Source organism: Jiulongibacter sediminis (genome assembly GCF_001306455.1).
In the GTDB taxonomy this organism is placed as follows: Bacteria; Bacteroidota; Bacteroidia; order Cytophagales; family Spirosomataceae; genus Jiulongibacter; species Jiulongibacter sediminis.
The window spans coordinates 217437-239598 of the sequence record NZ_LGTQ01000013.1 but is presented as its reverse complement, the minus strand read 5'-3'; the positions used below and the strand labels follow the sequence as shown (position 1 = coordinate 239598).

Sequence of the window (22162 nt, the reverse complement as noted above, 5' to 3'; positions counted from 1 at the left end):
TAAAAAATAGGACGAGCAAAAATGACGAAATTATCTGTCAATATCAATAAAATAGCCACCCTCAGAAACTCCCGTGGAGGAGATGTACCAAACCTCGTGAAGGTTGCTAAAGACTGTGAGCGTTTCGGTTCTCAGGGCATCACCATCCATCCAAGACCGGATGAAAGACATATCCGCTACGATGATGTTTATGATCTCAAAAAAATCGTAACCACCGAGTATAATATTGAAGGGAATCCTACCGAAGGCCGTTTTATGGAAGTAGTGCTTGATACCAATCCTACACAAGTTACTCTGGTGCCCGACAAACTTGGAGCTATCACTTCAAATGCTGGCTGGGACACGATCAAAAACAAAGACTTACTGAAAGAACTGATTTCTACTTTCAAACAAGAGGGAATTCGGGTTTCTATTTTCGTTGACCCTGACGTAAAAATGGTAGAAGGGGCTGCCGAAACGGGGACTGACAGAATAGAATTATACACTGAAGCCTACGCCACTAATTATTCACAAAACAAAGAAATGGCTATTGCTCCTTTCGTAAAAGCCGCAGAAAAGGCAAATGAGCTCGGTTTAGGGCTTAACGCAGGTCATGATCTCAGTCTGGATAACCTCGCCTACTTTCATCAAAATATACCAGGCTTACTGGAAGTCTCCATTGGGCACGCCCTAATTTCTGATGCTCTCTATCTGGGTTTGGAAAATACTATTCAGATGTATTTAAGACAGTTACAGTAAAAGTTCAATTCTACGAAAAGTTAATTTTTATTAGTAATTATTTTCATTTTTTACTGAAATTATAAAATTTTCAATTATTTATTGAAAATTTTATAAACGCTTCCCAAAATCTTTCTCTTCTTTTTCGTACTTTCATTCAACTTTCAAAGCCCTCAGAATGAACAAGTTGATCTTCTTTCTACTTCTGTCTCTTCCTCTTTTCAGCCAAGGCCTTAATTTAGACGATTCAGTGGCCTATGATTTAAAAGCCAAAAAGCAGTTGTATTTAAAACTGGAAACGGCAGCCTTGCCGGCAAGTGTAGATCTCTCTATGTATGTTCCTTCGGTGATCGATCAGGGCGAACACAGTACCTGTGTGGGTATTTCGACCACCTATTATATGCGAACGATCATGAAGGCGATCGATTTAAACCTGACAGACCGGGCCGAAATCGATAAGTTACGATTCTCACCTTCTTTCACCTATAATGCCATCAAAGACAGTTTGGATATAGATTGTCAATTCGGAACTTTTCTGACTGACGCCTTTGACTTCATGAAAAAGAATGGGGCGGCTGATTACAATCTTCTACCTTACCCTTCCTGTGCTTCAACTGCCTTAATAGAGACAGGCGAAGACTCTAAAATTTTGGATTATACCACACTTTTTACGCTCATCCAAAACAATCAGGACAAGGTCAATATCACTAAGAAAGCCCTTGCCGAAAGAAGTCCGGTGGTGGCTGCCATAGTGACCACCAGTTCATTAAGTAGCCCCGGATTTTTCAAGAAACTTTGGTTTTCGATTCTTCAGTTATTCAATATTAGCCTTAGCGATGAATACCGGTACAGTCTATGGCAGCCTGAGAAGTCAAAAAAACTTCTGGGCGGTCATGCCATCTGTATTGTTGGTTATGATGATCAAAAATTTGGTGGAGCCTTTCATGCGGTAAACAGCTATGGACCTGACTTTGGAGACGAAGGTTTTTTCTGGATTCGATATTCCGACTTCCTGAAGCATGCAAAATATGGATATCAGGCCTTTGTAAAGCCCGATTCAAAGCCCGGTGAAATTGAAATGTCAGGTGAGTTCTACTTTGAATACATGATGTCACAACAAAAAGACTCTCTTAATTTTGAACTCAATAACTCCATTCAGACTCAGGCCTCAGAGGCCAAAGACAGTCTGGTGCAGTACTTTCTTCCCAATCAGGAAACTCAGACAAACTACAGGGTACAGGTAAGAACCGGTAACCAGGTATACATCTATCTGCTGACAAAGAGTGAGAAAAGCGGAATCGTTCAAAAACTTTATCCCGAAACATTGACTGACCAGCCCCCCATCGGCCCGGAAAGTCTCTTCCAATTACCGAATGATGAATCTTTTCTTCAGCTCAGGCCTCCGTTCGGTCAGGAGTACATCTGTATTTTATTTTCTCCGATACAGATTCCCCGAATTTCCTGGCTGATTGAAGACATGAATGCCATGAATGGAAGTTTTCCTCAACAATTACAGGCAGTCTTCGGAGACCTTTTGGTTCCACGAGATCAGGTTCAGTACCTAAAACATAAAATGGGTTTTGAACTCAAAGGTGATCATGAGGGTCAAGTCGTCCCTCTTTTGATTTCATTTTCACAAGTAGAAAGGAAACCTCTCTTCTAGTCCAAAACCCAAAGAAGTAGTTCGCAAAAGTTTACTTTCTCTTGCCAACCAAATATCCGACTATTATTCCAACAACCACACCTATGGCAATACCGGTATAATCAAATCCACACTCCGGGCATCCATCCGGGCGATGTGTTCCGATAGGGGCAGCAAGTGAAAGAATAGGTAGCAATAGAAAAGAAACTGAGGTTAGGGTCTTTTTTTTCATGTTCTTAATTTTCAATGGTTTCTAATAATGTTAACTTAAACAAGTTACGAATTATAATCAGGACACTGTGAAAAGAGTGACAATAAATGTTGTCCCTGTATTTTCCTCGCTTTGTACTTCCAATCGGCCGTTATGTCCTTTAGTAATAATATCGTATGAAATAGATAACCCCAAACCACTACCCTCTCCGGCAGGCTTAGTTGTAAAAAATGGTTGAAATATTTTATCCCTAATTTCAGGAGCAATACCTTCACCATTATCACCAACTCTGACTTCCAGCGTATTTTTTTCTCTAAATACGGTTTGAACAGTTACCATGGGTTGATAATCTTCGGACATCTTTTTCTTTCTGCTATGCACGGCATAAAATGCATTATTAATGAGGTTAAGAATCACCCTGCTTAATTCCTGGACCACGCCTATGTATTTCGGAAGGTTTGGATCAAGCTGTAGCTCAAAACCGGAAGCAAAGCTCTTGTCTTTGGCACGCATACCATGAAAAGAAAGTCTCAGGTATTCATCACACATTTTATTTAGATCGATTTCCCTTCGTTCACCGGTTTTACCACGGGAATGCTCGAGCATTCCCTGTACTATACCACTAGCTCTTTTACCATTCTCAAAAATACGGGATTGGCTCGTCTCTAACTCTGCCAAAAGTTCAGCAAAAGTATTCTTCCGCGATTCGGGTAATTCTGTCTTATCCAGCTCTTCTCTGAATTCTTCAATGAGCTCCTGACTTACCTCTGCGAAATTGTTGACGAAATTCATTGGGTTTTGTATTTCATGAGCAATACCGGCACTCAATTCGCCCATAGAAGCCAATTTTTCAGACTGTATCAATTGGTTTTGAGTAATTTTCAATTGCTTAAGTGATTGTTCCAGCTCATTCTTGCTTTCCCGTATCGCCTCATTCTGCTGTTTCAATAACTTATTGGTAGCGGCTTTCTGAAGGTAGTTGCGGTAGATAATTCCTCCGAGCAAAATAAAACCGACCAGCAAGCCGATCAAGATTCCTTGTTTCTTTTGAGCCAACTCTTTTTCCCGGATAACTTCCAGTTCCTGCTTTCGCATTTCTTCATTGAATTCCACCTGCCGCAGGCGTAATGTTTTGTCCACACTATTCAAGCTATCATTGGCAACCTCAGACGCCTTGTAATAAGCAAAACTTCTTTGTAAATCGGTAGGTTCATACAATTCAGATAAAAGCCGGTTAGCCAAAACAAGGTATTCCAAATGCTGAGTAGCCTTGCTGTATTCAAGGGACTTACCGGCATAAAAGACCGCCGAATCCTTTTGACCTACGGCCTGAAAAAGCTTTGCAAATTTTAAGTAGGTCTGACTCAGCGAGTGATTCTGACCCAAGGCTTCGCCGGCGTTGATACTAGCCCTGTAATTCTCAAAAGCCTGCTCATAATTCTTTCTCTTAAAATTAATCTCTGCAATATTTGAAAGAATGATGCTCAGATTATTCCCTGTTTCCAAGGCACTTTCATAAGCTTTTTGATTATAGGTCAGTGCTGAATCCAGATTCCCCATGAGGGCGTAATCCGTAGCTGTATTCAGTAAGGTGTTTTCAATGATTCTTTGGTAATTCACCTTTTTAGCCTCCTTTCGGGCTTCCGCATAATACTGAATAGAATTTTTGAAATCGTTCTGTTCAGCATACAAAATCCCCATGCTACTTAGAATTTTTGAGATTCCTTCGTGATCGTTAAGCTCCCGGGCAATGGCAAGAGCATCATAGTGATACTGAAGTGCAGCCGAATAATTTCCATTGACCCGCTGAATAATGGCAATACGATTCAAACATCGGGCTTCACCTAGTTTATAATGTATATCTTTTGCGAGTTTGAGGCCTCTCTGAGCATATTTCAAAGCCTCGCGTGACTGATCATAGATCAGTTGAAGAGCCACCTCTTCATAAATCAACACCTTGGTGGTATCAGCAATTGGGGTCTTTAAAAGCTGAACTAAGCTGTCGGTGGGTGATATCGACTGAGCAAAAGATAAAATGGGCAAAGCGAGAATAAACAGTAATCTTTTGAACATGGCATTAGGGTATATGACAAGTTAAGCAGCCTTTTGCCAAAAAATATTCAAATCAGAAAATTATTGTCTTTAAATACCTTAAATTGATTGAGAAACAGGGAGTTGCTGAAAACAGTAAACCCCTACCTAACCTTAAAGTCATGAAAATAAAAACACTCTCTTTCATCTTGTTTTGGGTTACCCTTACCCTCTCTCTCTCTGCTCAAAAGCGAACAATTCATCTTATTATTCTTTCAGATATCGAAGATCCGGAATTAGGAATGGCCAGCCGGGCCGATGAAGAATTAATGATTAATATGGCTTCTGAAGCCAGCTCTACATTGGATTATCCCTTACATACCATTGTTCTAAGCAATTCCAATTTCAATACCCGAAAAGTAATCAGTACTTTAACAAACCTCCGTGAAAAGCCTGGGGACCTGATTCTTTTCTATTATACCGGACGGTCAGAATTCCCCTCCCGGTCATCAAGCCGGTTTCCAACCTTTAAATTGAACGGCTTTTTTAATAATAAGCTTGAAATGGATGAAGTCGCACGGATCATTGATCAGAAAGAGCACGCTCTGGGGATTGTAATGGCTGATTGCCGCAATTCAATTTTTGATCTTCCAATTGCTGTAGGTGACATGGGAATTTTGGAAGATATGGTCCCGAAAATGGCCGTTTTAAATTTACTTTTTTCATCCTGTGGTGTCATCAAACTTGCTAATGCAGGTAGAAACAAGGTAGTACCGGTTTCGTCCAGGGTCGGGGCATCGGCTTTCACTTTTGGCTTCACCGAGGCCTTCTCTCGCTCTGTAAACTCAGCTACATTATCAACTATTGAAAATTTCAATTTCAATCATCTCGTTGCAATGGGTACTTTAACGGCTCAGACGAGGGATGAAGAAATTGAACCTGTCATGGAGATTTTACCTTGCCGGTCCATTCGAAAATCACTAGTTTTTCAAAAGCCGGATTTCAACAAAATAGTACTATTCTCCACTCTTCAGGATGCTATTATTAAAGTGGGAAAGGCTAGATCCTCCTCAGAAAAGAAAGAGATACTTTCTCCTTTAGAAAAAGGTTTCAGCTCCGACGCCAAGGTTACTGTTAAAACCATTGACCCCAATTCTTCTACTGTGATAAGCGAAAAAACCTTAACTGTGGAAAATTATTTCAAGCGTATTTCAAGTCCTGATTCAGTACCCGTTCTTCGGCGTATCCCCGTTGGAGGAGTCGAACGGTCCGCTGACAATATGGAAATAACACAATTTTCGATTGAGGAAATGGCTGATTAAATATGAAACTAGTCGTCCTTTGTTTTTGGGCTTTATTTCCGTGTACCATGCTTTGGGCCCAGGATCAGGTACAAAGAGAACTAGAAACTCCAAGTGTTCCAAATACCATCCTGAATGCATTCCCTTTAAAAAATGCCCTTTGGAGAGGAAACACGATTTCAGTCTGTTGGGAAAACCCTTCCCCTGAAGACTCCCTGAAACGCGAATGGGTGCGGCAGGCAATTACTGAAACATGGCAGGCAAGCTCTGCGGTACGGTTTACCGACTGGTGCCCTGCAAGCGAAAAAAATGGAGACATTCATATTTTTGTAGAAGACAAAGGGGCCGGGGCATATACGAGAGGTCTTGGCAGAGAGCTTCGATTCAGAAAAAAAGGAATGGTTCTTAATTTTGATTTTGAAAAATGGAACACCAGCTGCAAGAGGTACCCGGAAGAATGTATTAAATCCATCGCTGTTCATGAATTTGGTCATGCCCTGGGTTTTGCCCACCAACAAGAAAGGTCAGAATGTATCTTCCCTGATTGTTCCCGAAGAGAGAAAAGCTGGAAAGGGGACTGGTTTATATCCCCTTGTGACACCAACTCTGTATTGAATTACTGTAATCCACGGTATAATAATGATGGTAAATTGAGTGAAATTGACAAAGAAGCTTTACAAAGCCTGTATGGGTTGCCCGAAAATCTGCAACAGAGCCATATTCAACTAGTAAGTACTTATCAACACAGGCGAAAAGAAATCTATGAAGTCAAAGTCTATCTTCAGAGCAGTGAGGAGCAATTAGCCAAAATTGATACGGTCGAGTACCTACTTCATAACTCTTTTCAGAACCCGATGGTTATCAGCACCAACCTCGAAAATCATTTCGGACTTGGGCTTCGCGTATGGGGAAATTTTGAATTAAAAGCCAGAATCTATTTTAAGGGTGAAAAGCCAATAACCCTCTCTCATAAAATTCAAATTCCTGATCTTATTGAAAAGGACGATTTACTCCGAGAAAGAAACCAATAATGAAAATATCTTTATTATTGTATTTTCAATCATTTCTGAAATTTCTTTTTATTCTATAAATAAATTTATATTTTTTGGCTAACTTCGGTTAGACCAAAACCCTACTCTGTTGAAATATTTCGCTCTTTTATTATCTCTTGCGGGTCTTTTCGGGTTAAACGTTCGGAAAGAAGAGCCCAAAAATAGGCCGAATATCCTCTTCTGCCTTGCTGATGACTGGGGCTGGCCACATGCAGGAGCGTACGGCGATTTAGCCATTCAGACTCCAAATTTTGATCGTCTGGCAGCCGAAGGCGTCCTCTTTGAGAACGCATATGTGTCCAGTCCTTCCTGCACACCAAGTCGAAATGCCTTCATTACCGGTAAATACCATTGGGAGCTCGGTTCCGGAGCTAATTTATGGAGTACACTACCCGAAGAACATGAAAGCTTCATTCATCTCCTGAAAGATCAGGGGTATCGGATAGGTCGAAACCTTAAAAAGACCTGGGGACCCGGAAGTTTAGACAACTGGATTGCTGCTCATGGAGAGCACCCTAGCGGACAAGGTTACGAGGAACTCGAAGACTTTCTGGAAGCCACTCCGGATAATCAGCCCTTTTTCTTCTGGCTGGGCACCCCTGATCCTCACCGCCCTTATGAAAAAGGGGCGGGTAAAAAACATGGAATTGACCCTGAGAAAGTCCATTTATTCCCGCATTTCCCGAATCATGAAGTCGTTAGAAATGACGTCGCCGATTATTACTATGAAGTAGAACGATGGGATAGGCTGGTAGGAACGGCTATTCGAGAATTGGAAAGACGAGATCTTTTAGAAAACACGATTATCATTATGACCGGCGATCACGGCATGCCCTTCCCACGCGGCAAAGGCAATCTATATGACTCCGGCACGCGGGTTCCTTTTGCTTTGAGATGGGGTGATCAAATCAAAGAACCTTTCATCACGGAATCCTTTATTTCCTTTGCCGACATTGCACCTACCCTGCTGGAATCAGCCGGAGTCGAAATACCAAAAGACATGACAGGAAAAAGCTTTAAGCCGGTTATTGATGGCCAGTCCTCAGGTCAGCAGCTAATTACCTTTGGCCGGGAGCGACATGTACCTGCTCAGGAAAAACCAGACATGGGCGGCTACCCATCCAGAGGACTACGGACTCCTCAATACCTTTACATTAGAAATTACAAACCTCAAAAGTGGCCTGCCGGAACAGGCAAAATTGGCTTCACGAACTTCCCAAATCAGTGGTATGCCGACTGTGACGGAGGCCCAACCAAAGATTTTATTGCTGAGCACAAAGAGGAGTATCCTGAGGCCTTTCATCTGGCTTTCGCGAAACGACCGGAGGAAGAGCTTTATATTCTCACAGATGATCCCGGGCAAATCAATAATGTTGCTGAGTATGCTCAATACCAATCCATCTTAATGAAGCTCAGGGAGCAATTAAAAAGTATTCAAACAGACTTAAACGACCCAAGAGCAAACGAGCCTAATTATACCGGATTTGATGGTTACCCCTATCTGGGTGGCGGTGGTGGGAAGCTTGGAGATAAGTAAAGCGGGAATACCGCATAGTCCCTGACGCCAGTCTGCCGACAGGCAGGGAGAATCTATCACGGAAAAATACTGCTGAAGCTCTGAGGAGGACTCGGAAACAGCATAAACTTTTAATGGAAGCAACTGTTTCCGAAGAGCCCAATAGTGCGTCGAAACTTGGTTAGAATTCAAACCTACTCGACAACTCTCAGTTTAGCAAAACTCAACAACAGTGTCTTCTCCCCATGCGAATCAAAAACCACGGTAGCTTTATGGCTGCTACCCATCAAATCCATTTTTGTAATTTTTCCAAAACCAAATTTCGGGTGCTCTACCAAGATGCCGGCTTTCAGTTCTGAAGGGTTTGAAGGCACAAAATTACCTGAAGGTTTATGTTCCGGGGCTGGTTTGGCTGTACCTACAGGCTTCAGATTATTAAGTACACGTTGTTTAGCACTCGGAGGTGCGGGAGCTGCTTTTGAAGTAGATTGAAAAGTAGATTTTCGGGCACCACCAAACGAACTGATCACGTCGTTATCATCATCAAAGCTTTTGCGAACAGGTTTATTTGCCTTTGGCAGCTTCAAAAATTGCTCGTCAATCTCCAGCAGGAATCGACTCGGCTCACAGAAAGTCAGTCGGCCCCAGTTATACCGCTGCTCTGCATAACTGAGTGTCAGATTTTGCTCTGCACGGGTAATGGCCACATAAAATAATCGACGCTCTTCTTCCAGATCTGCCCGGTTATTGAGCATCATTTGCGACGGAAAAAGATTTTCCTCAAGCCCCACCACAAATACATGGTTAAATTCCAGTCCTTTTGAGCCGTGAATGGTCATCATGGTCACGCGATCATGATCGCCATCCTCGTCTTCCTGATCAGCCGTGGTGAGCAGTGAAACTGTCTGCAGAAAAGCTGGCAGAGTTTTATCCTCTACCTCCTCATTATCCGTGAATTGTTTGATGGAGTTCAGTAACTCCTGAATATTCTCATAACGAGCCAGCCCCTCTACAGTTTTGTCGGCATAAAGCTCACGCAAAATTCCAGTCGTTTTGGCGATGTGCGTAGCCATTTCGTGGGCATCTTTGCCAGCCTCCAGCTCTATCATATAGCTCTGAATCAACTCGGCAAAGGCAGCGATGGCATTCGCCGCCCGACCATCTATGTACTGTTTGATATGGCTAACAATCTCCCAGATGGATACCCGATGCTCATTCGCCAATACTACAATCTTAGCCACCGTTTGAGCTCCGATTCCTCTTTTCGGCAGATTGATGATTCGTTTAAAAGCCTCTTCATCCTGCTGATTGACCGTGAAACGTAGATAAGCTAAAAGGTCTTTGATTTCTTTGCGTTGGTAGAAAGAAAGCCCTCCGATGATACGGTATTTGATATTGAGCTTTCGCAAAGCCTCCTCAAAAGCTCTAGACTGGGCGTTAGTTCGATAAAGAATCGCAAAATCGCTGTTATGCAGACCGTCACGCACCTTCTCCTCGAAAATCATATTGGCGATAGCTCTGCCCTCCTCATTATCACTTGAAGATTTCAGTACTTCTATCTTTTTACCCTCATCATTTTCAGAAAAAACATTCTTCTCCAACTGATCTTTATTCTTCTTAATCAGCGAGTTAGCGGCATTTACAATATTCTGAGTTGAGCGGTAATTCTGCTCCAGCTTCACCGTAATCAGCTCAGGGTAGTCCTTTTTGAAATTGAGAATATTTTGAATATTGGCTCCACGGAAAGCATAGATACTTTGAGCATCATCACCTACCACACAAATGTTTTGATGTACCGCCGCCAGCTTTCTTGTAATCAGATATTGAGAAACGTTGGTATCCTGAAACTCATCCACCAGTACATGCTTGAATTTATGCTGATACTTATTTAGTACATCCAGATGATCTCTAAAAAGGATATTGGTATTGTACAGCAAATCATCAAAATCCATGGCATTGGCGGCAAAGCAACGCTGGGCGTAAGTCTTGTAAATTCTGCCAATCTCAGGCATCCGGGCACCAGCATCCTCTTCTCTGAAGAGCGGATTCTCGTTATACATTTCCCAGGAAACCAGCGAATTTTTCGCATTGGAGATACGATTCAGCACATAGTTAGGCTTGTATACTTTATCATCAAGCGAAAACTCCTTGATAATAGTTTTGATCAAGGACTTGGAGTCGTCAGTATCGTAGATGGAGAAATTTGACGTATAGCCCAAAGCCTTCCCTTCATATCTCAAAATTTTGGCAAAAACCGAGTGAAAAGTACCCATCCAAAGGTTTCGGGCATCAGGTCCGATGATGCGTTCAATACGCTCCCGCATCTCCTGAGCAGCCTTATTGGTAAAAGTCAGGGCCAGAATGTTGAAGGGATCAATCCCCTGATCAATCAACCAGGCTATGCGGTAAGTCAAGACTCTCGTTTTACCTGATCCGGCACCGGCAATGATCATCAAAGGCCCTTTTGGGTGTGTTACAGCCTGATGTTGGGGTGGGTTTAATTCTTTTAAATAATTCACTGATTCAGCACTTTTCCGGCAGACCATTCTGCCTACTTCACAAAAGACAAAGATAAGCACACAAAAGGGTTTTCAGAGGAAATTGGATAACTTCGGCCAGACAAATCAAAGGCTATTTCGAAGTTTCTTCATATACAACAATTTGGCAAACCATTAACCTATGGGCCTGAGCTTCAGAACATGCTTAGCCAATTGGGTTACACGATGCTGAGTAATGGACAAACCTATCAGCAATATAGCATTAGGGCCGTATTCAAGAATTTCCCCTCTGAGGCCTGGCTGATGGACATGTATCCTGTTCAGCAACTGCTTACTATTGACACCTTACCCAAACTCACCGCTGATTTTTCCGGGGTACATTTGCATAAAATGCGTTTTTCGGCCGAGTTATTCCGGGATGTTTTTGGTGTGAAACAATTGTATTACTGGTACCAGGATGAACTGCTTATTTGCTCCAATGACCTACTTTCTGTTCTGGCCTGTTTACCCAAAACACCAGCACCAAACGAAGCGGTAATACATAAGTACTTAAACCTCTCAGATACGGCTGATTTTATTGAAGAAGACACCTTTTTCGAGGGCATCAAAAGAGTTTTGCCAGGGCAAAAAGTCAGATTCAGCATGCAGGGTGTAGAAAAACAGTTTTTCTGGAAACCACCCGAGGTAACTCAAAACAGTGAAGAAACCGGAACTTTTAAAACGGCTTTTATTAATTCCGTTCAATTTAAACTCAATCAAAATTCCCATGTAGCCGCTAATTTGAGCGGTGGGCTTGACAGCTCAAGCATTTGTTCGATGATCTCTCAAAAGACTTCTGCCAACCTAAATGGAATCTTTTTCGATACCGGCCTTGAATCAGCTTCAGAGTCTAATTATGCTCATGCGGTATCTGTTGAAAATGATTTTGATCTGCATAAGGTAAAATCAAACGACGACCTCTTGAAAGATATCAGATACATGACCGCCGTTACAGGTCAACCTGAAAGAATGGTGGTACCTTCGACTATTTTTCTTCCGATTTTTGAAAAAACAAAAGCTCTCAAAGCACCGCTTCTATTTTCAGGACACGGAGGCGATAATATCATTGAATCAGGAAGAGCATGGTTAGATCACCTTTTCAAAAAGCGAAATTTCAAAAGGCTAAAAGCTGAGTTAAGAAAGCAATGGCAGCTCAAAAGCAAGGTAGAAGACTTTGAAATCTATTTTATTGAACAATTAACCCCATATCTGAAAGGGAATGCTTTATTAAAAGCAACTCAGCTCTTTCTGATCCCCGAAGTAGACAAATCAAAAGCTTTTCACTTCATCAAAAGCAAACTCAACCAAAAAGGAAAACTATCCCCCACTCTGATTCTCAAAACCAGAAGTTCAAAGAAATACAACGAACTGAAAAGGGAAATCCCAAAAGGAAAGACGGGCAGAATCATGGAAAGCTGTCTAAGTGGATTAAGTATTCAAAGCCTGGAAACGCTTGACGCCATCGGGGCTCAAAAACAGATCACCTCGGTTTACCCTTTCCTGTCAAAAGAGACTCTATTAAGCTCAGCCTCTGTAAAGGATGAACTAAATTTTGATGATGCCAGACTTCGTGGCCTACTTCGCGATGCCATGAGTGGTATTTTACCTGATATTATCCGAGACCGGACAGACAAAGCGGCATTCACTGATTACAGTTATGAGTGCTTCAACAGACTTCATGAGCAGACTCTGACTTCATTCCCGAATGATCATCAACTATGGAGTTTTGTAGATTACTCATCTTTCAAAAGTCTATGTGAGTACACGTTCAAGTCTGAAATTCCGTTAAACAAAAAGTCAAAGGCAATTATTCAATGTAGCAGAGTGCTATATTTGGGCATATGGTTAAACGAGTTTTATTCCTCCTGATCGGCGGTCTGTTTTCGGCCTGCTCAGAGCCTGATCCTTATGAACAGACGATAGAGGATTATTACCCTTTGGTAAATGGACTTGCTCTTGAATATGAAGTCAGGGAAATAGTTTATTCAGTAACCGAGGATCCGAAAATAGAGATTTACCAGATTAAAGAAAGGCTTTCTGAGCTTTCAGAAAATAATTTCAAAATTGAGGTTTTTAAAAGAAACGACGCCACCACCAGTTGGCAGTTTTTTAAAGTTGTCGGAATTAAAAAAGAGAATGGAAAGATCGTTAAAACCACCGACGGAAGAAGTGAGATCGTCCTAAAGACAGGGCTGAATAATGGTGATAGCTGGGACAAAAACAACCTTAATACCTCTGAAATTGCTAATCTCACGGTCGAAGAAAAAAGAGAGCCCTATGATGCCTTTCCCTTTACGCTGAAAGTTGTCGAAAAGCTTGATTCCTCATTAATCCATAAAAATGCTGTTTATTCCATTTATGCAGATGGCATCGGCCCGGTTTACAGGGAGCGTACTGAAGTGGAATATTGTCAAGGTAGTAGCGAATGCATCGGTCAGAACCTCATTGACTCAGGTCGTTCAGAGGTTTGGAAATTGATTCGTTCCGGCATTGAATAATCAATGGACAAAGAACATCCGATTTAAAACCTCTGTCTCATCTCTCCAATCGACCATCAATTTCAGAAAATAAGTACCCGGCGGCATCAGTTTCGTTGAAAAGCTGACCTCATTTTGACCGATATGGGCTTCGACCTCCTCATGGATAACAACCCTGCCCAAAATATCAACAATAGAGTAATCAACCTGCCGTGGTTTCTGAATATCAACAAGTTTAAAGGTGAGCAACCCATCCCTCTGGTTAGTTATCAATGGTGATGGGGAAATAGTCATCTCAGTTTGACTTCGTTCGGCTGAAACAGAGAATTCAATAAAATATGGATTTGCCAAAGTATTTCCAGAAGCATCTTCTCCCTGAATTCTCAAAATATAATATCCGGGTTCCAGATTCAGGTTGGAGGTTCCTAAAAGAATATTCGAAGTTTCACCAAAAACAACATTCAGCTGCAGCGGAATGAATAGGTTACCGGCGTCAGCCGAGATCGATGCTCTAAGTACATTGGTATTGTCAAAGCTATTCTCATCAATCAAAGAAATTGCTAAAACAGCAGTTTTTCCTACATTGTCTTTGTTCACGACCTGACGTCCATCCAATTTGACACTTAAAAGAGGAGCAACAATATCCGGGATCAGGTTAGCCGGAAAACTGGTACCTGCACCCATTTCATCCCAATTATTTATGACCAGCTCCGCTGTATTATTCTCCAATGAAATCTCTTGAACAGTCTGCTGAGGATTTGCAGTAAAAGTCACCTTTTCCAGAACTCCACTAGCAGGCACTGAAAACTGTAAAGTATCCCACCTTTTGAAATCTAAAATGGTTTGAATATAGCGATCTGTTGACTCACTCGTTTGTATTTCAAGTTCCACGTCCACCACAGCCGTGCTATCATACTTCCCAAAATTGCCTAAAATGGTTTCAAACAGAATCTCATCATTTTGACTTAAAGGTTTTGAGGTATCAGTTGCTTTAAGAATAATATCCTGATCCTTATATAGTACATAATCCGGTGCGTCTAACGGAAACATTCGTATAGCAGGATCACCCTGTAAAACCACCTGATGCATATTAGCTTTGATGAATGGGTTCGTCTCCAGGATAGATAAATCCTCATTTACCTTCATATGAAGTTCGCCCAGTGTCAGACTCGCCGCCTCCGGATTAACGAACAAATTCTCATAGAAAGAATTGAGAAAAACCTGAGTAGAGAAAAGATAACTCCAGAATGAATTAGCAAAAACAGCAATGGCCCCTTTGTCAGGCGTGATCAACCAATCTGTTGTTAACGGATCATATCGATAAAACACATTGCCCACACCACATCCATTGAAGTACATGACCGGGTATTTGCCCTTGTTATCATAGGCGGCATTCTTTGAAGAATATCCAATGTTCAAATCAATTACATTCGATGAACCATGCCCGGCAAAAGTAATCAAGCCAACACCTCTATTCACTTCATTGGTTATATCAACCGGCTCTACTTCAGCAAAAGTCTTTTTCCTGAATTCCTTCACCTCTCCACCTAGAAAGCCATTTTCGGCCTGTGGTTTGATATTTTTCAACATCGAAGCCAGAGATTCAATTTCAAAAGTGCTTTTCCCTCCCGAAAGGTGAAGAACATTCTTTTTCCACTCCTGAGCTATGCCCTGTGCCTCAGTTTCTTTTACCTTATTGAGGTAATTTATAATTTCAGCATTGGTGGTAACATTCATTCTTCCCGTGGCCATGTCCTGAACGTTAGGCCCCTTTCCACCCGTACCCGCAGTAAGCAAAACATCTGAACCGGGATATCCCAATGAAGGAACCAAATCCTGATCCTGCCATTCTTTCAAAACATCAGGAAAAGTTACAGGCCTGCCAAGTAGAAAGAGGAATTTAGTTTCATTCTGGCTGGCAACATACTCCGAAAACCTGTTAATAGCCAGTGGGTTGCGAAATCCGTAAGTAAAAAGATCATAAAGCTCTTGCGTGTAAAGAATTTCAGTATCATAGCTACCTCCAGCTGCAGAAGAACGGTATCCTGAAAAGGCTTCCGCTCCACTTTTCAACTCCGGAGCAGTCAATATATAATAGTTTGCTAAAGAATTGATATTCCTAAATTCAAAGGGTTCAATCCGATCAGGAGTTTTATGACCCTTATTGATCAGATATGACGATTGTCCTACCAGTGCATATTGATTCGTATTTCTTAAAGCAGGTTTTGAAACCGACCAAGGGTCTTTTACATTCAAGAGCTCACCTCCACCCCAGAAAATCTCTGTTGCCTGATTGGTATTCAGATATTCGTCAGAGGCTGTGATTTGCTGAGGATAAGTCAGTTTTATCTGAGTAATAGAAAACCAATCGTACTCGGCATTTTTGATGGGATAGAAAGTCAAGTTAAGTTTACCATCAATAATTAAGTTTTCAGGGACTTCTATGCGGACAACATGCTTGTCAAAATGATCAAAAACCAGTGTATCCTGACTTATTCCATCAATATCCCAGGAGAGCCTATGAACATTGCCGGAGCGACCGTTTAATTGAAGCATTAAGTTTACCTTCTCCCCGGTGTTATTCACAAAACCGGAAAAGGGAATCGTTTTGGTAATACTTACCGAATCGGCACTTAGAAACTCTCCCGTCCAGCCCTCACCTTCTTCATAATAGCTTTGCTGGAGATTTGGCAGCAAACCAATGATATTATTAAAGGAATACTGTTCCTTAAAATTTAAAGAAGTTTGTCCGATATGATAACTTCTTACCGGGTAGTCTTCTAACGATTCTTTCTCAACCCTCTTTCCTGTTTGAGTTCCCTCCGTCAAAAAGTAAGCACTTTCATCAGAAAAAAGAGACTGTTCAGCATTCATTCTTGCTGAAAATGGTCTGTACACCAGACTATCTAAAAAGCCTTTATTTCTTTGGCCGTAAAATGCAATAAAGTCTTGTTCATCAAACCTACCATCGTTGCCGACACTAACCTCAATGGCCATTTCCTTACCCAAAAAAAACAACTGTAGGTTGTCCGGTGTAATCTGAGAAAGCTCCCAACCCGCAGTAATAATTTCTGAACCGTAGACCCGGTAAATTCCATCCTCAGTCGTCAAAATCTTTATATAATTTTGATTCGGACGAATCCACTCATTGCCCAGATTCGACTGTGAATTTGCAAGAAGTGGAAGTAAAAGCAGTATGGCTAAATGTCTTGTCTTCAATCAAGATGCGTTTAGATCACGAAGTTAAAATGAAAAAGGGTTGCTTTCGCAACCCTTTGACTATAAATCTGAAAAATCAAAACTCTCAAGAAACTTGGTGGTAAAATGACCCGACCTGAATGTTTCATCATCCATGAGTTTCAAATGGAAAGGAATAGTGGTTTTAATTCCCTCAATATAAAACTCCTCCAAAGCTCGCTTCATTCTCACGATCACTTCCTCACGACTTTGAGCAGTCACAATCACTTTTGCGATCATCGAGTCATAATGCGGCGGAATAGTATAACCAGCATACACATGGCTATCTATTCTAACACCATGGCCGCCCGGAAAATGCATTGAAGTGATGGTTCCCGGCGATGGTCTAAAACCATTTCTAGGATCTTCGGCATTTATTCTGCACTCCATGGAGTACTTTTTAGGGAAATAACTATTTCCCGAAATCGGGATACCAGCAGCAACTTTAATTTGTTCCTTAATCAGGTCAAAGCTTGTAACTTCTTCAGTGATTGGATGCTCAACCTGAATACGGGTATTCATTTCCATGAAATAGAAATCACCGTTTTTGTCAACCAGAAACTCAACAGTACCTGCACCTTCATATTTGATGGCCTGTGCACCTGCAATGGCCGCCTCTCCCATTCTTTTCCGAAGATCATCAGTTACAATCGGCGAAGGAGTTTCTTCTACAAGCTTCTGATGCCTTCTCTGAATTGAGCAATCACGCTCTGAGAGGTGACAAACACGGCCTTCCTGATCTCCTACGATTTGTATTTCAATATGTCTTGGCTCCTCAACGAACTTCTCAAGATAAAGGCCGTCATTTCCGAATGCGGCACCCGACTCCATTTTGGCGTCATCCCACATTTTCTGAAACTCTGACTCTTCTTTGATGATTCTCATCCCACGACCACCACCGCCGGCAGTAGCCTTAATAATAACAGGATAACCAATCTCTTTTGCTAGTCCTTTTCCTTCTTCTACTGAAGACAAAAGACCCTCTGAACCAGGAATAACAGGCACTCCGGCCTTCTTCATAGTGTCCTTAGCCGTTGCCTTGTCACCCATTTTATTGATCTGCTCAGCCGTAGCACCTATAAATTTGATACCATAGTCTTCACAAATCTTTGAGAATTCAGCATTCTCAGAAAGAAATCCATATCCCGGATGAATGGCATCGGCATTCGTGATTTCTGCCGCCGATAAAATATTAGGGATGTTTAGATATGATTTTATACTTTGAGGAGGGCCGATACAAACGGCCTCATCAGCAAAACGCACGTGGAGGCTGTCCTTATCCGCAGTTGAATATACGGCCACAGTTTTAATGCCCATCTCGCGACAAGTACGCATGATTCTCAGGGCAATTTCCCCACGGTTTGCAATCAGTATTTTCGTAAACATAATAAGACTTTAGAGTGATTGATTAAGAAGGGTCTACCAGGAACAATGGCTGATCAAACTCAACCGGTGTAGCATCTTCTACCAATATCTTCACAATTTTACCTTTTACTTCAGATTCGATCTCATTGAAAAGTTTCATTGCTTCTACAATGCAAATCACGTCACCTTCTGCTACGCTGTCACCTACTTCCTTAAAGTTTGGCTTATCAGGGCCTGCCGCACGATAGAATGTACCAATCATCGGAGATTTAACCTCGATAAGGTGTGAAGGTGCACTTTCTGCCACCGGGGCTGCCACAGGGGCTACCTCCGCTGCAGGAGCCGGGGCAACTGAAGGAGCCGCCGCCGGAGCTGGTGCTGCCGCCACAGGAGCTGCAGCCTGAATCACAGTCGCTCCCACATTTCTTTTAATACTTAGTTTAAGGTCCGCTGTCTCAATATTGATTTCATCAAGATCAGACTTGGATATATAGTCGATTAATTTCTGAATGTCTTTTGTTTCCATCTAAATCAAGGGTAAGTAATTAGAGTTATTACAAATGTATAAAGAAAAGGTTGCCATCAAAAAAAGGAGGTCGCCCCGTCAAGGAGCGACCTGTTCTATTTTTCTTTGACTCTTGAATCGTATTCGTAGGTCTGCGTATTGACCTTAATAAGTTCATCATTCTCAATAAACAGAGGCACCTTAATGGTAGCACCTGTTTCTACCGTTGCCGGCTTTGAGGGATTATTTGCAGTATCGCCTTTAACACCAGGCTCTGTGTATGTTACTCTTAATTCTACATACATCGGCATCTCTACCGTTAACGGAGTTTCCTCTTCTGCATGAATAAGAATATCTACATTTTGACCTTCTTTGAGGAGATCATTGGCAGGCACCATGTCTTTTGGCAGATTAATCTGTTCAAAAGTCTCATTATTCATGAAATGAAAACCAATGTCATCATTGTAGATATATTGAAACTCCCTACGCTCCACACGGGCAGTATTGACACTTACACCAGCCGTGAACGTGTTGTCAAGTACTCTTCCGGTTTTGATATTCTTAAGTTTGGTTCTAACAAAAGCTGGTCCTTTGCCAGGCTTTACATGTTGAAACTCGGTGATGATATACAAATCATTATTGTACTCAATACACAACCCGTTTCTGAAATCAGCTGTAGTTGCCATAGTATAGAATAAATTATTTTCGGTTTAGTAAGCCCATTTTAAATAGGCCGAGGCCCAGGTGAAACCACCACCAAAGGCTGCAAGAATAAGGTTATCACCTTTCTTCAGTTTAGATTCATAGTCAAAAAGACAAAGCGGAATCGTAGCCGCCGTGGTATTGCCATATTTGTTAATATTGAGCATTACTTTGTCTTCACCAACGCCCATTCTGCGAGCAGTCGCATCTATAATACGTTTGTTGGCCTGATGCGGTACAAGATAAGCAATATCATCACCGGTCAGATTGTTCGCCTTCATTATTTCCTCTGCCGTATCTGCCATTTTGGTTACAGCAAATTTAAATACAGCCTGACCTTCCTGACGAATATAATGCAAACGCTGGTCTACCGTTTCATGACTTGCAGGAAACTTGCTTCCTCCACCTCTCATATTCAGGTGATCTTCACCGGTTCCGTCTGAATGCATTCTGAAATCCTGAAGGCCCAGACCTTCCTCATTGGCTTCAAGCATTACCGCACCAGCTCCGTCACCAAAAAGGATACAGGTCGTACGGTCTGTCCAATCAATGATGGAAGACATTTTATCTGCTCCTACCACCACAACTTTTTTATAACGACCAGACTCAATGAACTGGCTTCCGGTAGACAAGGCATAAATAAAGCCTGAGCAGGCAGCAAGAATATCAAAACTACCGATTGCCGGTATTCCTGCTTGTGTACACACAAGATTTGCTGTTGACGGAAAAAGATAATCGGGCGTAACTGTAGCTACGATAACTAAATCAACCTCTTCAGGCTTAGTATTTGTCTTTTTTAAGAGAGATTTGACAGCTTCTGCTGCCATAAAAGAGGTCCCAAGGCCTTCACCTTTGAGAATTCTTCTTTCTTTTATACCGGTTCGGGAGGTGATCCATTCGTCGTTAGTTTCGACAATTTTTTCCAGATCAGCGTTCGTTAAAACATCTTCCGGAAGGTAAGCACTTACTCCCGTAATAGCGGCTTTGATACTCATATAAGGTTTTAAAGTCTTGGTTTTAATGGCGATTACTCACCAAAAACTTCTGCAATTTTAGCATTAACTCCTGAATCTACCTGCTTTTCAGCTAGTAAAATCATATTCTTTATGGCCAGGGCTGAAGAAATGCCATGGCCCACTATGACGTTTCCTTTGACACCAATAATGGGACTTCCACCCACTACTTCATAGTTCATTCTGTTGATGAGGCGATCGTCAATACCCTGATCATTAGCGTATTCGTATAAAGATTCACCCATTTTGAAGATGACGTTTCCGGTAAAGCCTTCAGTGACAACCACATCAGCTTTATCTTCAAAAAGATCACGACCTTCAATATTACCAACAAAGTTGACCCGCGGGTCATTTTTCAATAACTGGTAAGTAGCCTGAACTACCTGTGACCCTTTTGTTTCTTCCTCTCCAATATTCAGCAGAGCTACTCTCGGCTTTTGAATATCAAGGGTTAGTGAAGCGTAAATAGAACCTAGTTCTGCAAACTGCTGCAGCAATTCAGGTTTACAGTCGGCATTGGCCCCAATATCAAGCATGATATTGAACTTGCCGTTACGAAGCGGAAAAAAACCAGCGATAGGTGGCCGCTGGATGCTCCCGTGTGTTTTCAAAACAAAAAGCGAATGCACCATCATAGCACCAGTGTTACCTGCACTACAAAAGGCATTCGCTTCTTTTGTTTTTAATAACTTGAACCCGACAGATATACTGGAATCGGGCTTTTGAGAGAAAGATTTAGCAGGATGCTCGTGCATACCTACTACCTCCTCAGCGTTTTGTATGATCAGTCTCTCTTCAGGATACTCCTGACCTATCAGCCAATCCCTGATTTCATTTTCTTTACCAACCAAAATAACCGAGGTGTCCTTCGAAAGCTCAGTAAGAGCGAGCAAAGCACCTTCAACAGCTACTTTAGGAGCGAAATCGCCACCCATAGCATCTAGGGCTATTTTCATTGGCTTCAAATTAAATCAGATTTTGGTGAGAGACGCCTGACTTACTTATAGTCTTCTACTACTAACTGACCTTTGTAATAAAGGTTACCCTCATATACGTGAGCTTTGTGACGCACATGAATTTCACCTGTAGTTGCATCTACAGAAAGGGCTTTAGTGGCAAGATTATCGTGAGTTCTACGCTTGTCTCTTCTGGTTTTCGAAATTTTTCGTTTCGGATGTGCCATTACTACCTGTTTATTTAAATTGTTACAATTTCTTTTTCAAAGATTTCAGAGCTTCCCATCTCGGATCAACCTCTTCGTTTCTTTCTTCTTTTGGCTTTATTTTCTCTTCAATACTATCCGAGTAATAAAAACCATCGTCATCATCTGATTCGTCTCTGTACCTGGGGTGTAACTTTTTCATTGGCACCGCCAGACAGATAAAATCAAAAATCAGGTTCGCAATATTGATCTCACTGGCCCCGAAGGGGATAATCTCAACATCTTCTGAAACCACCTCGTTTCTGTCACCAAACTTGTAGATATACTTTTCTTCTACCTGTATCGGTTCTTCAAAAACTTCAAGACTTCTATCGCAAACCAACTCTACAGAGCCGTTTAAGTCAAAATGAAGCCTCATCATGGTGGCCGTTTTATCTAACTCTAAATTTAGCTTAAAACGCCCGTTTTCGACGATATCCTGATCAAAAGATTCAAAAAACTCAGCTCCTCCCTCAAAGTCAAACTGATGTCTTTTTTCATCAAGACCCAGTATGTTTATTTCGTATTGAGCTAAGTGCTTCTTCACGTTTTGTCAGAAAGGCTGCAAAATTACAACCTTTTTTGTTCATACTAAAGTTTTACCAAAATATTTAGATCTTCATCTAAACGGGAGCGTACTCATAGAGACTGCCTA

18 protein-coding genes are annotated in these 22162 nt (G+C 41.7%); 7 read left to right on the top strand and 11 right to left on the bottom strand.

The features are described 5' to 3' along the window. Positions 1-21: 21 nt before the first annotated feature. Entirely contained in the window at positions 22-738 is a 717-nt protein-coding gene (locus AFM12_RS17495; protein ID WP_055151021.1) for a pyridoxine 5'-phosphate synthase, read from the top strand. 157 nt (positions 739-895) lie between these two features. Next, positions 896-2380 (top strand): C1 family peptidase, encoded by a 1485-nt coding sequence (locus AFM12_RS17490; RefSeq protein ID WP_055151018.1) that lies wholly within the window; start codon positions 896-898, stop codon positions 2378-2380. Between the two features lie 31 nt (positions 2381-2411). Here the strand turns inward: AFM12_RS17490 and AFM12_RS17485 are convergent, their stop codons facing one another. Together AFM12_RS17485 and AFM12_RS17480 are read right to left on the bottom strand one after the other, a co-directional pair. After that, on the bottom strand, positions 2412-2591 hold the full coding sequence (locus AFM12_RS17485; RefSeq protein WP_055151015.1) for a hypothetical protein: 180 nt from the start codon (positions 2589-2591) through the stop codon (positions 2412-2414). Positions 2592-2648: 57 nt separating this feature from the next. Further along, complete coding sequence (locus tag AFM12_RS17480; protein ID WP_055151012.1) at positions 2649-4643, bottom strand: tetratricopeptide repeat-containing sensor histidine kinase; 1995 nt, start codon at positions 4641-4643, stop codon at positions 2649-2651. A gap of 140 nt (positions 4644-4783) precedes the next feature. Here AFM12_RS17480 and AFM12_RS17475 point away from each other — a divergent pair, with 140 nt between their 5' ends. The 3 genes from AFM12_RS17475 to AFM12_RS17465 all read left to right on the top strand — a co-directional run bounded on the left by AFM12_RS17475 (position 4784) and on the right by AFM12_RS17465 (position 8491). Beyond that, positions 4784-5923: a hypothetical protein gene (locus AFM12_RS17475; RefSeq protein ID WP_131458452.1), complete on the top strand. Its 1140-nt coding sequence runs from the start codon at positions 4784-4786 to the stop codon at positions 5921-5923. Positions 5924-5925: 2 nt separating this feature from the next. Further along, on the top strand, positions 5926-6933 hold the full coding sequence (locus AFM12_RS17470) for a pYEATS domain-containing protein (protein WP_082391400.1): 1008 nt from the start codon (positions 5926-5928) through the stop codon (positions 6931-6933). Between the two features lie 109 nt (positions 6934-7042). Further along, a complete protein-coding gene (locus tag AFM12_RS17465; RefSeq protein WP_229308529.1) occupies positions 7043-8491 on the top strand; it encodes a sulfatase family protein in 1449 nt (482 codons plus the stop codon). A 173-nt stretch (positions 8492-8664) separates the two neighbouring features. On the opposite strand, the gene AFM12_RS17460 is transcribed toward AFM12_RS17465, so the two are convergent. After that, positions 8665-11016: an ATP-dependent helicase gene (locus AFM12_RS17460; RefSeq protein ID WP_055151001.1), complete on the bottom strand. Its 2352-nt coding sequence runs from the start codon at positions 11014-11016 to the stop codon at positions 8665-8667. 153 nt (positions 11017-11169) lie between these two features. On the opposite strand from AFM12_RS17460, the gene AFM12_RS17455 reads away from it, so the two are divergent. Further along, positions 11170-12876, top strand: coding sequence for an asparagine synthase-related protein (locus AFM12_RS17455; protein WP_055150998.1), 1707 nt, complete (start codon positions 11170-11172; stop codon positions 12874-12876). After that, a complete protein-coding gene (locus AFM12_RS17450; RefSeq protein ID WP_055150995.1) occupies positions 12849-13505 on the top strand; it encodes a hypothetical protein in 657 nt (218 codons plus the stop codon). Before AFM12_RS17455 ends, AFM12_RS17450 begins: the two co-directional genes overlap by 28 nt. Here the strand turns inward: AFM12_RS17450 and porU2 are convergent, their stop codons facing one another. The 8 genes from porU2 to AFM12_RS17410 form a co-directional block, all read right to left on the bottom strand. Further along, positions 13506-16703 (bottom strand): putative type IX secretion system sortase PorU2, encoded by a 3198-nt coding sequence (gene porU2 / locus AFM12_RS17445; protein WP_055150992.1) that lies wholly within the window; start codon positions 16701-16703, stop codon positions 13506-13508. A gap of 60 nt (positions 16704-16763) precedes the next feature. Further along, entirely contained in the window at positions 16764-18107 is a 1344-nt protein-coding gene (gene accC / locus AFM12_RS17440) for an acetyl-CoA carboxylase biotin carboxylase subunit (RefSeq protein WP_055150989.1), read from the bottom strand. A gap of 22 nt (positions 18108-18129) precedes the next feature. Next, complete coding sequence (gene accB / locus AFM12_RS17435) at positions 18130-18612, bottom strand: acetyl-CoA carboxylase biotin carboxyl carrier protein (RefSeq protein WP_055150986.1); 483 nt, start codon at positions 18610-18612, stop codon at positions 18130-18132. Positions 18613-18707: 95 nt separating this feature from the next. Then, positions 18708-19277: an elongation factor P gene (gene efp / locus AFM12_RS17430; protein ID WP_055150984.1), complete on the bottom strand. Its 570-nt coding sequence runs from the start codon at positions 19275-19277 to the stop codon at positions 18708-18710. A gap of 24 nt (positions 19278-19301) precedes the next feature. Next, complete coding sequence (locus tag AFM12_RS17425; RefSeq protein WP_055150981.1) at positions 19302-20288, bottom strand: beta-ketoacyl-ACP synthase III; 987 nt, start codon at positions 20286-20288, stop codon at positions 19302-19304. Positions 20289-20320: 32 nt separating this feature from the next. Beyond that, on the bottom strand, positions 20321-21262 hold the full coding sequence (gene plsX, locus AFM12_RS17420) for a phosphate acyltransferase PlsX (RefSeq protein ID WP_055150978.1): 942 nt from the start codon (positions 21260-21262) through the stop codon (positions 20321-20323). A 41-nt stretch (positions 21263-21303) separates the two neighbouring features. Continuing rightward, complete coding sequence (gene rpmF / locus AFM12_RS17415) at positions 21304-21489, bottom strand: 50S ribosomal protein L32 (protein ID WP_055150975.1); 186 nt, start codon at positions 21487-21489, stop codon at positions 21304-21306. A 22-nt stretch (positions 21490-21511) separates the two neighbouring features. Beyond that, a complete protein-coding gene (locus tag AFM12_RS17410) occupies positions 21512-22054 on the bottom strand; it encodes a YceD family protein (protein ID WP_055150972.1) in 543 nt (180 codons plus the stop codon). Between the last annotated feature and the right edge of the window lie 108 nt (positions 22055-22162).